Source organism: Frigoribacterium sp. Leaf415, assembly GCF_001424645.1.
Classification (GTDB): domain Bacteria; phylum Actinomycetota; class Actinomycetes; order Actinomycetales; family Microbacteriaceae; genus Frigoribacterium.
The window spans coordinates 2,308,936-2,323,814 of record NZ_LMQR01000001.1 but is presented as its reverse complement, the minus strand read 5'-3'; the positions used below and the strand labels follow the sequence as shown (position 1 = coordinate 2,323,814).

The 14,879-nt window shown below is 69.3% G+C and carries 10 protein-coding genes; 8 read left to right on the top strand and 2 right to left on the bottom strand.

From position 1 onward, the window contains the following. Nucleotides 1–215: 215 nt before the first annotated feature. The gene (locus ASG28_RS10700) at nucleotides 216–1,052 is read right to left on the bottom strand and encodes a Bax inhibitor-1/YccA family protein (RefSeq protein ID WP_055974927.1); all 837 of its coding nucleotides are present in this window, start codon (nucleotides 1,050–1,052) and stop codon (nucleotides 216–218) included. 274 nt (nucleotides 1,053–1,326) lie between these two features. Here ASG28_RS10700 and ASG28_RS10695 point away from each other — a divergent pair, with 274 nt between their 5' ends. Further along, nucleotides 1,327–2,319: a glycerophosphodiester phosphodiesterase family protein gene (locus tag ASG28_RS10695; protein ID WP_055974924.1), complete on the top strand. Its 993-nt coding sequence runs from the start codon at nucleotides 1,327–1,329 to the stop codon at nucleotides 2,317–2,319. Between the two features lie 80 nt (nucleotides 2,320–2,399). After that, nucleotides 2,400–4,820 carry an ATP-dependent helicase gene (locus ASG28_RS10690; protein ID WP_055974921.1) on the top strand — a complete coding sequence of 807 codons (2,421 nt, stop codon included), beginning with the start codon at nucleotides 2,400–2,402 and terminating at the stop codon, nucleotides 4,818–4,820. On the opposite strand, the gene ASG28_RS10685 is transcribed toward ASG28_RS10690, so the two are convergent. Next, nucleotides 4,817–5,626 carry an FHA domain-containing protein gene (locus ASG28_RS10685; RefSeq protein WP_162235708.1) on the bottom strand — a complete coding sequence of 270 codons (810 nt, stop codon included), beginning with the start codon at nucleotides 5,624–5,626 and terminating at the stop codon, nucleotides 4,817–4,819. The two genes, ASG28_RS10690 and ASG28_RS10685, sit on opposite strands and share 4 nt — an antisense overlap. 102 nt (nucleotides 5,627–5,728) lie before the next feature. Between ASG28_RS10685 and ASG28_RS10680 the strand changes: the two genes are divergently transcribed. The 6 genes from ASG28_RS10680 to ASG28_RS10650 all read left to right on the top strand — a co-directional run bounded on the left by ASG28_RS10680 (nucleotide 5,729) and on the right by ASG28_RS10650 (nucleotide 14,879). Continuing rightward, nucleotides 5,729–6,022, top strand: coding sequence for a WXG100 family type VII secretion target (locus ASG28_RS10680; RefSeq protein WP_043594286.1), 294 nt, complete (start codon nucleotides 5,729–5,731; stop codon nucleotides 6,020–6,022). A gap of 81 nt (nucleotides 6,023–6,103) precedes the next feature. Beyond that, on the top strand, nucleotides 6,104–6,400 hold the full coding sequence (locus ASG28_RS10675) for a hypothetical protein (RefSeq protein WP_055974915.1): 297 nt from the start codon (nucleotides 6,104–6,106) through the stop codon (nucleotides 6,398–6,400). Continuing rightward, the gene (locus ASG28_RS10670) at nucleotides 6,397–7,656 is read left to right on the top strand and encodes a putative T7SS-secreted protein (protein WP_055974910.1); all 1,260 of its coding nucleotides are present in this window, start codon (nucleotides 6,397–6,399) and stop codon (nucleotides 7,654–7,656) included. The genes ASG28_RS10675 and ASG28_RS10670 overlap by 4 nt, the downstream gene beginning before the upstream one ends. A 1,625-nt stretch (nucleotides 7,657–9,281) precedes the next feature. Further along, on the top strand, nucleotides 9,282–9,812 hold the full coding sequence (locus ASG28_RS10660; RefSeq protein ID WP_157485700.1) for a hypothetical protein: 531 nt from the start codon (nucleotides 9,282–9,284) through the stop codon (nucleotides 9,810–9,812). 34 nt (nucleotides 9,813–9,846) lie between these two features. Then, nucleotides 9,847–10,449 carry a hypothetical protein gene (locus tag ASG28_RS10655; protein WP_055974900.1) on the top strand — a complete coding sequence of 201 codons (603 nt, stop codon included), beginning with the start codon at nucleotides 9,847–9,849 and terminating at the stop codon, nucleotides 10,447–10,449. Further along, on the top strand, nucleotides 10,446–14,879 hold the full coding sequence (locus ASG28_RS10650) for an FtsK/SpoIIIE domain-containing protein (protein ID WP_055974898.1): 4,434 nt from the start codon (nucleotides 10,446–10,448) through the stop codon (nucleotides 14,877–14,879). The genes ASG28_RS10655 and ASG28_RS10650 overlap by 4 nt, the downstream gene beginning before the upstream one ends.

The following is a 14,879-nucleotide window of genomic DNA, read 5'->3' as shown; positions in this document are numbered from 1 at the left end:
CATCTGCCCGAGGGGGCTTCGTCGTCGGTAGGTCGAGGCATTTCGGGCGACTCCGCCGAATCCGGGCGTCTATGGTCGCCCAGAACCCACGAACCAGCCCGCCTTGTCTCGGCTGACAGCTCGTTCCTTCCCAAAGTCCCGGCATACACAGAAGCGGGGCCCGTCCCTCTCGGAACGAGCCCCGCTTCGGGGTGGTGCTGGTGACGCCGTGGTGCTTAGTCGCTGCCTCGCAGGATGGCGAGCATGCGCAGGATCTCGACGTAGAGCCAGACCACGGTCATGACGATGCCGAAGGCGGCCGACCAGGCGTAGATGCGGGGTGCGCCGCGCTCGACGCCGGTCTTGACCTGGTCGAAGTCGAGGACGAGCGAATACGCCGCCATGAGGATGACCAGGATGCCCAGGAAGAAGCCGAGCGGGATGCCGAAGATCTCGATCGACCCGCGCAGGCCCCACGGGTTGCTGTTGGCGCCGAAGGCCATGAGGCCGAGGTTGAGCAGCGAGAAGACGGCGTAGCCGACCATGCCGATCAGGAAGATCTTGGTGGCCTTGGCCGACGCGCGCACCTTGCCGCTCTTGAAGAGCAGCAGGGTGACGACGAAGACGGCCACGGTGCCGAGCAGGGCCTGGGTGACGATGCCGTCGAACTGGGCCTCGAAGATGGCCGAGATGCCACCGACGAAGAGGCCCTGTGCCGCCGAGTAGGCGAGCACGAGACCGGGCGAGGGCTTCTTCTTGAAGATGTTGACGAGCGCCAGCACGAAGCCGGCGATGGCGCCGACGATGGCGAGGGCGGGGACGAACCACCCGATGGCCGCGCCGACGAGCACGACGCCGAACGCCAGCAGCGTCTTGGTGATCGTGTCTTCGTACGTCATGCGGTCGGTCTGCGTGGGGCCGGCGGCGGGCTGCGAGTAGAGCTGCTGCAGCTGCTCGGCGGTCATGCCGTTGTACTCGACCGGCTGGGCTGCGCCCTGCTGCTGACGGATGACGGGCCCGCCGTTCTTCGAGAAGGCCGGCGACTGACTGAAGCCGGGATTCGAGAATGCCAAGGGGTTCCTCTTCTGATCGCTAGGGATGTGTGGACCGCCCACGTAGGTTCACGAAGGCGTTTCCGTACAGACGAGGCTAACGCCTGTCGTGCAACGAATGGCTGAAGATCTGCCTGATGAGAGCCGCATTCTCGCAGGGCGAACGTGCGTGCCGTGCATCTTTTGCGTCTGCGGGTGGTGAGACGCCTCGTCCCCAGGGGTCGCGCCTCCTCGTCTCTCCACAGGCGGTCGGGCGGCTCGGGCCGTGCACGGGGACGCCGGTTAGCGTGGCCGGGTGTCCACCTCGCCTCTCGTCATCGCCCACCGCGGCGCCAGCGGTCACCGACCCGAGCACGGGGAAGACGCCTACCGTCTCGCGATCGAGCTCGGGGCCGATGCCATCGAGCCCGACCTGGTCGCGTCGAGCGACGGTGTGCTCGTCCTACGGCACGAGAACGAGATCTCGGGCACGACCGACGTCGCCGAGCACGACGAGTTCCGCCACCGACGCACGACCAAGACCATCGACGGCACGAAAGTCACGGGCTGGTTCACCGAGGACTTCACCTGGGACGAACTCAGCACGCTGCGCATCCGCGAACGGCTGCCCGAGCTGCGGCCAGAGAGCGCCGCGCACGACGGCGAGGGGCGCATCCAGCGGCTCGGCGACCTGCTCGACCTGCTCGACGCCGCCGATCGCCCCGTCGGGCTCGTCGCCGAGGTCAAGCACGCCACGTACTTCGACTCCATCGGCCTGCCGCTCGGCGAGCTGCTCGCCGACGAATTGCGGCAGCGGCGCTGGGTCGACGACCCGCGGCTGACCATCGAGTCGTTCGAGCAGACCGTGCTCGATCGGCTCGCCGATCAGCGACTCGGGGCCCGGCTCGTCTACCTGCTCGAGAAGGCCGGCGTCGCGGCCGACCTGGTCGCCGAGGGGCGGACGTCGGTGGGCTACCGCGACCAGCTGCACGCCGAGTCGCTCGAGTCGTTCGTCGACGCGGGGCTGCACGGCGTCAGCCTCGACAAGCACACGCTCGTCGACGCCCGGGGGGTGACCGACGGCCGGGTCGTCGACCGGGCGCACGCGGCCGGCCTCGACGTCTTCACCTGGACGCTTCGTGCCGAGAACGCGTTCCTGGCCAAGGCCAACCGCGGTCCCGGCGGCAAGGCGGCCTTCGGCGACTGGCGGGCCGAGTTCACCTCGCTCATGGCGCTCGGCGTCGACGGAGTCTTCGCCGACCAGCCCGAGCTCGCCGAGGAGGCGCGGGTCGCCTTCGCGTCCCGCTGACCTCGCTCGACGTCGCACGCCCCCGTGGTCGCCCCGCACCCTCTCGCCATGTCGGGGATCGCGCTTAGACTCGACGGGCCATGACGATCGTGCTCGAGCCCTCTGACGCTGCCGGCGGTTCCGGCGACCCCCTGACCGCCGGTCTCAACCCCCAGCAGAAAGAGGCGGTCGAGTACCGCGGGCAGTCGCTGCTGATCGTGGCCGGTGCCGGCTCCGGCAAGACCAGCGTCCTCACCCGCCGCATCGCCGGGCTGCTGGCGACACGCGAGGCATGGCCCAGCCAGATCCTCGCCATCACGTTCACCAACAAGGCCGCGGCCGAGATGCGCGAGCGCGTGGCGCACCTCGTCGGCCAGGCCGGCGAGGGCATGTGGATCAGCACGTTCCACTCGGCGTGCGTGCGCATCCTGCGGCGCGAGGCCGAGCAGTTCGGCTTCACCAAGAGCTTCACGATCTACGACTCGGCCGACTCGCGTGCGCTGCTCAAGCGCATCCTGAAAGAGCTCGACGCCGACCAGCTCGGCCTCACCGTCAGCATGGCGTCGGGCAAGATCTCCAAGCTCAAGAACGAGCTCAGCGACGTCGAGTCGTACTCGCGCCAGATCAACATGAACGACCCGCAAGAGGTCATGTTCCTCGAGATCTTCCGGCAGTACACCCGCGAGCTGCAGCGGGCGAACGCCTTCGACTTCGACGACCTCATAGCGCAGACCGTCTACCTGTTCCGCGCCTTCCCTCACGTGGCGGCGCAGTACCAACGGCGGTTCCGGCACATCCTGGTCGACGAGTACCAAGACACCAACCACGCCCAGTACTCGCTCATCCGCGAGCTGACCCGCCCGGTGCAGGGCGACCTCGTCGACGAGCTCGAGCGCGGCGGCCAGTTCGTGCAGTCGATGCGTGACGGCAGCGGCGGCATCCCCGGGGCGTCGCTCACCGTGGTGGGTGACTCCGACCAGTCGATCTACGCGTTCCGCGGCGCCGACATCCGCAACATCGTCGAGTTCGAGCGCGACTTCCCGAACTCGAAGGTCATCCTGCTCGAGCAGAACTACCGCTCGACGCAGAACATCCTCGACGCCGCCAACGCGGTCATCTCGAACAACTTCGACCGTCAGGCCAAGAACCTCTTCACCACGGTCGGCGCCGGCAGCAAGATCGTGGGGTTCACCGGCTACACCGGTCACGACGAGGCCCAGTTCGTCGCGGACGAGATCGCGGCGCTGCACGAGTCGGGCACCGACTACAAAGACATGGCCGTCTTCTACCGCACCAACTCGCAGACGCGTGCGCTCGAAGAGATCTTCATCCGCTCGGCGATCCCGTATCGCGTGCTCGGCGGCACGAAGTTCTACGAGCGTGCCGAGATCAAGGACGCCATGGCGTACCTGATCACCGTCGCCAACCCGGCCGATCCGCTCGCCCTGCGGCGCATCATGAACGTGCCCAAGCGCGGCATCGGTCCGGCGACCGAGACCGCGATGCAGCGCTGGGCCGACACCAACGAGGCACCGCTGCGTGACGCGATGCGCAACGCCGACCAGCTCGGTCTCGGGCCGAAGGTCACCGGGGCGATCACGGGCCTGGCGAAACTGCTCGACGACGTGCAGGCCACGGCGGCGACTGCGCCCGTCCACGAGATCCTGTCCGCCCTGATCGCGGGCAGCGGCCTGGTCGAGGTGTTGCGGGCGTCGCGTGACCCGCAAGACGAGGCCCGCGCCGAGAACATCGACGAGCTCGTCGCCGTGACGAAAGAGTTCCAGAAGAACAACCCCGACGGCACGCTGCTCGACTTCCTCACCGAGGTCACGTTGGTCGCTGCTGCCGACGACCTCGACGACACGAGCGGCACCGTCTCGCTGATGACGCTCCACACCGCCAAGGGGCTCGAGTACGAGGCGGTGTTCCTCACCGGCGTCGAAGAAGACCTGTTGCCGCACCGCATGTCGGCGAACGAGCCCGGCGGTCCTTCCGAAGAGCGACGACTGTTCTACGTCGGCATCACGCGTGCGCGACAGCGGCTGTTCCTGTCGCTCGCGATGACGCGGGCGCAGTTCGGCGAGGTCAACGTGGCGATGCCGTCTCGGTACCTGCAAGAGATCCCCGTCGAGCTCATCGACTGGAAGCAGTCGCCGGGCATGGCCACCAGCCGCGGGGGCACGCAGCCGCGGGCGCTCAACGCCCGTCGCGAGGGTGGCGACGGCAACCGCGGTGCGACTCCGCGGGCGTCGGGCGGCTACGGCTCGGGCAGCTACGACCGGGCGACGGCGGCGGCGAAGACCAAGCCGAAGACCGAGTGGGCGAACCGGGTCACGGGCACCGTGCGCGACAACGGCGACATGGAACTCGAGGCAGGCGACCGCATCTCGCACGTCGACTTCGGCGAGGGGCGCGTCATGGCCGTCACAGGCATCGGCGCCCGTCGCATCGCCGAGGTGCTCTTCGACGGTGCCGGCCGCAAGAAGCTGCTGATCAAGGTCGCGCCGATCGAGAAGATCTAGCGCCCTTCCACGTTCTCGCGAGAATTCCCCTCGGTCGTGTCGCTCTCGGGTCGGTGCCGGATGACCGTCACGCTGTGGTCGCCGATCGAGAGCAGCGATCCGACCCGTGCGCGGGCCGGGGTGTGCGCGTCGAGTTCGGTGACCTCGCCGGTGGTCGACACGAGGGTGGTGCCGTTGCCCGAACCGAGATCGGTGACCCAGACGGCCGCGTCGGCGCCGATCACGATCGAGACGTGGTGGCGGGACAGCGATCGGCCGACGTCGTCGAGCGCCACGACATCGGCGTCGGTCGGTGGGGGCAGGGGGCGGTCGGTTCGACGCCCGACCACGATCGCGCGTCGTGTGATGGGGACGACGCTCTCGTCCGGGAGGCGGAGGCCGTAGTGCCGAGGGCGCAGCGTCGTCGCCTCGAGATCGGGAACGGATGGCACCGCGTCACCGCCGACCGGCTGATCGGGGGCTGACCGCCTCGGGGTGGTGACGGGCATCGGTGGCGTGTCAGGGATCGCGGCAGTGAGGGGCGCGAGGGGCGCGAAGGGTGCGACCGCGGGTGGTGCCGTGCTCTCAGGGCTGACGGGGGCGAGCTGCGCCGGCCCGCTTCGGTGGTCCTCGACGACGAACCCCGAGGAGGCGCGGGCCGACGGGGGAGGGGACGTCACGATCGGCGCGGGCGGCTGGAGGGGCAGGGTGGTGATGCGCGAGAGCAGCCCTGTGGCGCGTTGCTCACGAATCGTCTCGGCGGTGATCACCGGAGGCGGCGTCGGGTGGTGCTCGCGCCTCCTGGGCTTGTCCTTCTTGCGACGCATGTCGACTCCGATCTGTGGAGAATCGTTACGCAAACTATCAGGCATGACATATTGGTCAGGTCCGACCGACCGGTCGGCATCTCAGAAGAAGGGGATCACCTCATGGCCAATGTCACCGTCACCTACGACGACCTGCGTACGCAGGCCACCCAGCTGCGGAACGGGCAGCGCGCGATCGAAGACCAGCTGGGCCAGATGAAGTCGCAGATCGACAACCTCGTCGGCTCGGGCTACGTGACCGACAAGTCGTCGAAGGCGTTCGACGCGACGTACACCGAGTTCACGACCGGGGCGTCGAAGACGATCTCGGCGGTCGAGAGCATGGCGACGTTCCTCGAGAACGCGGCCAGCACCCTCGAGGGTGCCGACCAGCAGCTCGCCAGCAGCCTGGGCTGACCGACCGCACCGAAGGGTGGCCGGGGCGGGTCGCGGTGAGATGCGACGCGCTCCGGCCTCCCGGCACGAGGGGAGGACCTCATGGCTCGAACGAGCCTGAACATCGACGGTGCGGGTCTCGAGGCGTTGCTCGCCGACCTGGCCACCGTGAAGACCGAGTTCGAGTCGGGCGACTCCTCGGCGTCGGCCACGGCCGAGGCCTGCGGGCACGCCGGGCTGGCGGCGAAGGTCACGTCGTTCGCGACGAACTGGAACGACCGGCGGGCGAAGCTCGCCGAGCAGATCACCGAGCTGGGCGAGGCGTTGTCGACGATCGACAAGACCTTCACCGAGGTCGACGGAGAACTCGAGGGCGTCTTGGTCGGGGGCGACAAGTGACGGCCGGCACGCTCGCGGGGGTGGCGGCCGACTCGCTGGTGGGGGTGACGGGTGACCCGGTACTGCTGAACTCCATGGCGAGCCACTACGAGTCGGTGGCGGCCTCGATCCGAGGGGCGGCAGCGAAGCTGAGATCGCTCGAGACGGGGTCGTCGTCCAGTGACGCCCTGGATGCGTTCGTGGTCAAGGCCGAGGAGGTCTCCGCGAGTCTCGGCAAGGCCGAGGGGCGATACGGGGAGACAGGGTCCGCGCTCATGGCGTACGCGTCCGAATTGTCGCTGGCCCAAGAGGCAGCTGCCCCGGCCCTGGCGAACCACCGCGACGCCGTCGACGACCTCGCCGCAGCCGAGAAGCTGGTCGAGCGGTACGAGCACTTCGCGCTCGTGGCCACCGACGAGGTGACGAAGCAGGAGCACCTCGACCAGGCCGCGGCGCAACGCACGAAAGCCGAGGAGGCGCGGGGCCGGGTCTCCCTCTACGCGCGCCGCCTCACCGACGCGCACACGTCCGTCGAGACCGCCGCGACGGCTGCCATCGCGAGGATCGACGACGCCACCGACGACGGCCTCGCCGACACCCTCTGGGACGACCTCGGAGGTGCGTGGGACGCCGGCTTCGCCGCCTTCCAGAAATGGATGGAAGAGAACGACTCGTGGATCAGCACGGTCGTGGATGCGCTCACTATCCTCGGTGGCCTCCTGGCTTTTGCCTCGCTGTTCGTCCCGGGCCTGAACCTTCTGGTCTTGGCCGTCATGGCGGTGTCTTTGGGTCTGGCCGTGGCGCGGTTCGCTGCTGGCACAGGAACAGCTCTCGATCTCGCGATGGCACTCCTCTCGGTCGCGACCCTCGGTATCGGAGGAACTCTGGTCGCGTCGGCAAGAGCCTCCGTCAAGGTCGTGAGTATGAACCGGGTCACCGGTCTCATGAAAGCTGGAGATTCCAGAAGGCTCGCGACCTCGCGGGTCTCGACGAGTTGGAGCCGTGCCCGGCCGGGAATCGGTGATCCATTCCTGCTGAAGAGCTTTGGCGATGAGGGAATCGCCCAGATGCTTCATTTTCTTCGTTCCTCTCGGCCAGGAGCTTTTGCCGATGACCCTGTCTTGATCGCGAACACGCTGGCGAAGCTCAACGCTGCTCGAACCATCCAGGCGGTTGAACAAAGCCGCGCCGCAGCGGAAGGTGCCGCTACGTGGCTTGGAATCGACCTTCCAGCCGCAGTCTGGCGGAGGGCAACCAGTTCGGGAGGCTCACTTTGATCGCTCGTGTGCGCTCGAGGCAGCGAGAAGGCCGAATCCGAGGACACAGGGGCGTGATTGTGAACGCCCTCGTCCTCTCATCAGGCGTCATACCTCCCTGCACCGCTCAAGCGACTCGCCTGATTCTTCAGGTCCGTGGAGGAGGGCGTGGCGACGCCCGTCGGTTGAATCCCGAGGGGGGACCGCTCTTCGTCTCGGCAGAAGGCTGGCCGCCCTTCGTGGGATCGTCTCTTCCGTTTTGGGTTGCTTGCTCTTGTCTCGTGGCGGCGATAATCATGCTCTCTCGATCACGACGTGGGGATGATCCTCACCCGCTCGATGCGCCTCTGGTCGCCTACGCGGGGTTTCTGGGAGGCGTGTGGGGCATCATCTTCGCTCTCCCGTTCCGCGATCTCGACACCTGGCCGCGGGACTCTGCGATCGCGGGCGTCATCCAGATCATCTGTGCCATCCGGGTGGTCGTCGAGGTCATCCGTGGTCGGCGTCGTCGTCGGAATCAGCGACGAGTGCGTGACCAGGCGACGTTAGTCGAGAGCCCAGATGGGAAGCGCTGGCACAGGGTTCGTCCCGCCGGGGCTGGACTTCCCTCGGGGGACGAGTCGTGACTGGCGCGGGGCATGTGGGGCGGACGGCCGCGACGGCGGAGGCGTCGTGTTCGATCGTCGTGCCTCCCGGGTTTATCCGGGTGCCGGCTGGGGTGAATGCGCATGTCGCGGCGTCGTCGTTCACGACGAACCGGACGGCACATGGACTCTGCAAGTCGGGTGTTTCCGGTGTGACATCTCGGGAACCGAACGTTGCGACCTGGCGGATTCCTACTGGAGGTGGCCTGTGAGCTCCGGTCGACGTGCTGCTCCGGTCTCGTACCGCTCGCTGGCCTTGCGGGGCCTTCCTCTTTTTGCTGGGATCGCGGGGATCGCATCGCCCGTCTACTTCCAGTTGGCACGCTTCGTCTTCGGATGTCTGGCGCTGCCTACTGGGGGTGGCTTCCGGACTAACCCTGGGGGCGGTCCTCTTTTTCAAGCCAGCGAAGGCTGGCCCCCGTTCGTCTTGCCGTCGGGCATTTCTTGGTTGGTGACCGCAGCGATGATGATCTTGCTCGTCATCGTGTACCGCAAGAGGGCAGAATCACTCGACTTTGCACTCCAACCTTGGGTGCTGTCGTTCTGGTGTGGACTCGGAGCTTTCTACGCGTGGGCCCACTCCCATTTCTTCCTCGAGCTGGCTGAGTGGCCTCGCGATTCGTTCGCGGCAGCGCTCGTGCTGGCGGCCGAGTGTCTCGCATTCTTCGCGTTGGGAGTCGAAAGGGCGGTCCGATCCATCGTCGTCCGGCGCGAACTCAAAGCTGCCCAGAGTGGTGACGGCCCCCGTCTTGCGAGGGCTGGACTTCGCCCCGAGGACCAGTCATGAGCGGCGCGGGATACGTGGGGCGGACGGCCGGGACGGTGGCGGCGTCGTATTCGATCGTCGTGCCTCCGGGGTTCGTCCGGGTTCCGGGTGGGATGGATGCGCCGGACGCAGCGGCGTTCGTCGCCGCACAGCTGGGAGACCAGCCCGCCCCCGGAACCGGAACGGCTCCCGACGATTGGCGGCTGCGGTTCGGGTCGGCGCTCGGACGGGCTCTGGTGGCAGACGTCAACGGCCGCGTGCTCGACTCGTACCTCAGTGCGGGCCCGCTGCCCGGCACCGACGTCGTGTGCTCGATCGTCGTCGCGACCGTGCCCGTCACCCGGTCCGAGCATGCCGACCTCGACCGGCTGCTGCTGCGACGGGTCGCCACCCACGGGGCAACTCCCTTCGTCCTCGCCGGCGATCCCGCCGTCGTCTGGGACGACCCCGCAACGGAAGCACCGCCATCGGGCGCCCATTCCGCACTGGACGAGACCGCCGACCTGACACCGCTCCGCCGTCGGACCGTCCTGGCACGCGTCGCCGGCCACGACGACCGACTGGTCACCCTCGTCCTCACCATCGGGTCCGCGGAGGCGGGTGTCACCGCCTCGGGCGAGTCCGCGACAGAAACAGAAACAGAACCGGACGCCGACGCACGCACCCGCATCGTCGACGCCCTCAACGACGTCTTCGACGCCATGCTCAGCACCTTCCGCTGGCGGGACGCCGATGGGCGCCTCGTCACCGACCGGCCCCTCGCCTGAACTTCCTCGACTGCCACAGAAAGCGACCTGCACCGTGACCGAAACCGACACCGATGCCACCACCGATTTCGACATCCTCATCGGGCACGACCCCGAGACCTGGGTGGCCCTTCCGACCTCCTGGCCGCACGACGGCCACCGCGCGCCGCGATCGTGGATCAAGACGACCGTGCGCACCGTGGCCGAGCGATCCGAGGTGTCGACCCGCGCCTCCCGGTCCTGGCTGACGGAGGTGCTCTCGGCCCTCGCGCGCTGGTCGCCCGAGGACGAACGCCGGTATCTCTACCTGCCCGACATCGCGACCCCTCCGTCGCTGCTGCGCGTCCAGTACGGGTTCGTCGAGGGCGATCGTGATCTCGCCCTCCGCGCCATGGTCTTCGACAGCGACGTGGCCGCGGTCGAGCCTCCCGTCGTCGAGCAGGTCGAAGCGAGTGGTCTCGGGCAGGGGCTCCGAGGCGTGCGGTACGCGGTCGTCGAGGGCGACGCCGGCCTCCACGCCACGCTCGTCTACGCCTTCCGGGTCGAGCCGTACGACCTCCGCGTCACCTGCCAGGTCGGCGGGCCGGAGGGCGTCCCGGGCATGATCGACGAAGTCGACGTGTTCGTGGACGGCATCAGCGTGGTGCCCGCCGCGTGAGGCTGATCGTCACCGTCCTGCACGTCCCGACCGGCCACCGGGCCGACCGCTCGATCCTCGTCGATCCGGACGCCACAGTCGACGCCGTGGCACGGCACCTCGTGTCGTCACTCGGTCACTCGCGGCACGCCCCGACCGTCGAGCCCGGGAGCATCACCGTCGACGGCGTCCCGGTCGATCCGACCGCGCGCCTGAGCTCGGGAGTCCTGCTCGACGGCGCCGTCCTCGGCCTCGGCGGCCCCGCCATGCACCTCCGCCTTCCCGACGACCTGCCCACCATCCGCATCATCGGAGGTCGCGGTGCCGGGACGATCCACGTCGTCGACGTCGGGCTCGTCCACCTCGGCAGCGGTCCGGACGCGGGCGTGAGACTGGACGACCCGCGGGTGCCCCCGATCGTCGCGACGATCGAACTCGACGGCGCCGGGCGCTTCGCGCTGACCCCCACGGCGGAGGCCTTCCCCGAGTCCGACGACGAGGCTCGCGGTCCACTCGTCCTCGTCGACCGTGTTCCCGTCCGAGGTACGGCCGCGGTCGACGAACACTGCGTCATCACGATCGGCGACACCCTCCTCGCCGTCGCCCCGGCCGGGCACCCGTCCGCCGCCATCACCGTGAGCGAAGGCGGAGGCACCCTCGACCACGCACGCCCCCCGCGCCTCCTGCCGGAGCCGCCGACCACGACGTTCCGGTTCCCCGCCGAACCCCAGCAGGGGACGAAACGGCCCCTGCCGATCGTCGCGGCGCTCGCGCCGATGCTGATGGCCGTCGTCATGGTCACCGTGTTCGGGAACGTCGCCTTCCTCGCCTTCGGGCTCATGTCGCCGGTGGTCATGATGGGCAACTACCTCTACGACAAGCGCAACGGCAAGGTCTCGCACCGGCAGCGCCTCGCCGACCACCAGGCCACGAAGGAGGCGGTGGCGGCGGATGCCGAGAGCGCCGTGCGGCAGCTGCAGCGCGAGTTGCGACACCTCAGCCCCGACGCCGCGACCGTGCTCGACATCGCCGCCCGGCGTCGTTCGCGGTTGTGGGAACGCCGTCGTGACGATCCGGACCACCTGCGCGTCAGGATCGGCACCGCGGATCTGCCCTCGGGCGTCACCATCGAGGACCCGGCCGAACTCGAGCACCGTCGAACCGTCGCCCGCCCTGCCGTCGACGTGCCCGTGACCGTCGATCTGGCCGACCACGGGGTCGTCGGGGTGGCAGGCCGATCCGAACACGCAAGGCCTCTCGTCGCGTGGATGCTGGCTCAGCTCGCCGTCGCCCAGAGCCCCCGTGACGTACGCTTCGTCGTCCTGACCGAACACGCTGCGGGCGACGACTGGTCCTGGCTGGCCCACGTCCCCCACGCCCGTCCCGAGAACGGTCGGCCGGCCACCGTCTGGGTGGGGAACGACGCCGAGACCGTCGCGCGTCGGATCGCCGAGCTGGGGGCCGAGATCGACGCCCGCCAGCGGGCGGTGCGGGAATCGCGGGGGACGCTCCGTGCGTCGACCGACATCGTCCTCGTCGTCGACGGTGCGCGGCGGTTGCGGGCACTGCCCGGGCTCGTCCGCGTCCTGCGCGACGGGCCCTCCGTCGGCGTGTACGCGGTGTGCGTCGACACCGAACGACGGTCCCTTCCCGAGGAATGCGTCGCCGTCGTCACCTGCGGCCCCACGCGGCACTCCCTCGACGTGCACCGCACCGCCGACGTGCACGAGGTCAAGGCCGACCTGTTGCCCGCCGGTTGGTTCGCGGCCGTCGCTCGGGCCGTCGCCCCGCTGGTCGACGTCGACGACGGCGGCGGAACGGGCGGACTCCCGGCCCGATCGCGACTGCTCGACGTGCTGCAGCTCCAACCGCCCACTCCCGAGGCCGTGCTCGACCGGTGGGCTCGCACGGGCCCCACGACCGAGGTCGTCATCGGAGAGAGCCTCGACGGGCCGTTCTCGTTCGACCTCCGCCGGGACGGACCCCACGGTCTCGTGGCCGGTACGACCGGGTCCGGCAAGTCCGAGTTGCTGCAGAGCATGGTCGCGGCGCTCGCCGCCGCCAACACCCCGGAGTCGATGACCTTCGTCCTCGTCGACTACAAGGGCGGTGCCGCGTTCCGCGACTTCGCACCGCTGCCCCACACCGTCGGGATGGTCACCGACCTCGACACGCACCTGGTCGAGAGGGCACTGCACTCGCTCGGGGCCGAACTCCGACGCCGCGAGCACCTCCTCGCCGACGTCGGGGCTAAGGACCTCGAGGACTACGTGGAGGGCGCGGTCGGCGACGCCGCGAGGCCTCCGTTGCCCCGCCTCCTGATCGTCATCGACGAGTTCGCGAGCATGGTCCGAGAGCTGCCGGACTTCGTGACCGGCCTCGTCAACATCGCCCAGCGCGGGCGTTCTCTCGGAATCCACCTCGTGCTCGCGACGCAACGGCCCACGGGCGTCGTCACGGGCGACATCCGGGCGAACACGAACCTGAGGATCGCCCTGCGCGTGACCGATGCAGGCGAGAGCAGCGACGTGATCGACGCGGGTGACGCGGCCGGCATCTCCAAGTCCACACCGGGCCGCGCCTTCGTCCGGCTGGGTGCGAGCGCGCTCGTACCGTTCCAGGCCGGCCGTGTCGGTGGCCGACGTCCGGGCGTGGTGGCCGACGTCGTGCCCGAGGTGTGGTCGAGTCCACTCGGCTGGGACGACCTCGGGCGGGTCGTGGCCGAGCCGCCGCCACGAGCGTCGACCGAGTCCGTCGGTCGTACCGACCTGGTCGAGCTCGTCGACGCGCTCGCCTCCGCCTCCGCTCGTCTGGGAATCCCGCGCCCGCACCGTCCCTGGCTCGACGCCTTGCCGGACAGGCTCGTCCTCGACGACCTCGCAGAATCCCCGGGAGGCCAGGACGCCGGCGCGTGCGTCGAGGGAGACGTGCCCCTGCTGGCCTTCGGCAGGCAGGACTTCCCGGCCGCTCAGCATCAGGCCCCGGCCGCGCTCGACCTGCAGACCTTGGGCCATCTCTTCGTCGTCGGCGCCCCCCGCACGGGACGCTCGCAGGTGCTGCGCACCATCGCGGCCTCCCTCGCCGACCGCACGAGCTGCGCCGACGTCCACCTCTTCGGCATCGACTGCGGCAGTGGTGCCCTGCTGCCGCTCGAGAGCCTTCCGCACGTCGGAGCCGTCGTCCAGCGGACCCAGCTCGACCGGGTCCGACGCCTGCTGACGAAGCTCGTCGACGAGATCTACCGTCGGCAGCAGGTGCTCGCGGCCGGAGGCCACGCGGGGGTGGTCGAGCAGCGGCGAACGGCTCCCGAGATCGACCGGCTGCCGCACCTCGTCGTCATGATCGACCGGTGGGAAGGGTTCACCGGCACCTTCGCCGAGATCGAGCACGGCAAGCTCGTCGACCAGGTGGGGTTGCTGCTGCGTGAGGGCGCCGCCGCCGGTGTCCACGTGCTCGTCACGGGTGACCGTCAACTCGTCGCCGGCCGGCTCGCGGCCCTGGTCGACGACAAGCTGCTCCTGCGATTGACCGACCGGGCCGACTACGCCCTCGCCGGACTGAACGTACGAGCACTTCCCGATGTCCTGCCCCCGGGGCGGGGCTTCACCGCGGAGACCTCGATCGAGACGCAGGTCGCGTTGATCGACGCCGAGGCCACGGGGCAGGCGCAGGCCGAAGCCCTGCGACGACGTGGCGCCGAGGCGGCTCACCGTGACCGTCACGTTCCCGGCGGCCGTCGGCCCTTCCGCGTCGACCAACTGGCAGGCCCCATCTCGTTCGACGACGCCTGGTCCCGACGGATCGCGGCGGACCCGGCGGCCGTCTTCGCCTTGATCGGCGTCGGTGGTGACGACCTCGTGCCGATGGGGCCGGACCTGGCCGACGGCCCCGGCAGCTACGCCGTGACGGGCCCCCCGAAGAGCGGGCGCAGCACCGTCCTGAGCGCCGTCGTCCGGTCGCTCACCGCCCAGGGCGTCGGGGTCGTCGTGGTCGCGCCACGGCGCTCGCCGCTGAGGGCGTTCGAGGGGTCGCCCGGCGTGGTCGCGGTGATCACCACCCGGACCGTCGAGGAGGCCCTCCTCGCCCCGTTCTTCGCCGACGACGACGGCCCCCGTGTGCTCGTGATCGACGACGGCGAACAGCTCAAGGACTGCCCTGCGGCCGACTGGCTCGCGGAGTTCCTCCGGTCGTGCCCCGACACCGGTCGAGCGCTCGTCGTGGCAGGGACGACCGGCGAGGTCTTGGCGGGGTGGGCCGGCTGGCAGGTCGACGTGAGGAACAACCGGTGCGGCGCCGCGCTCAGCCCACAGCTGCCCAATGAAGGTGACCAGGTGGGGCTCCGGCTGACGAAGTCCGACCTCGCCGACCGGCCGACACCCGGGTTCGCCCTCGTGGACGACGGGAGCGGTCAAGCCGTTCGGGTGCAGGTGCCGTTCGATCGGGCCGGATGA

Coding starts and splice junctions, on each gene's coding strand:
- ASG28_RS10690 (WP_055974921.1), top strand. CDS start 2,400: ATGACGATCGTGCTCGAGCCCTCTGACGCTGCCGGCGGTTCCGGCGAC.
- ASG28_RS10685 (WP_162235708.1), bottom strand. CDS start 5,626: ATGCGTCGCAAGAAGGACAAGCCCAGGAGGCGCGAGCACCACCCGACG.
- ASG28_RS10680 (WP_043594286.1), top strand. CDS start 5,729: ATGGCCAATGTCACCGTCACCTACGACGACCTGCGTACGCAGGCCACC.
- ASG28_RS10675 (WP_055974915.1), top strand. CDS start 6,104: ATGGCTCGAACGAGCCTGAACATCGACGGTGCGGGTCTCGAGGCGTTG.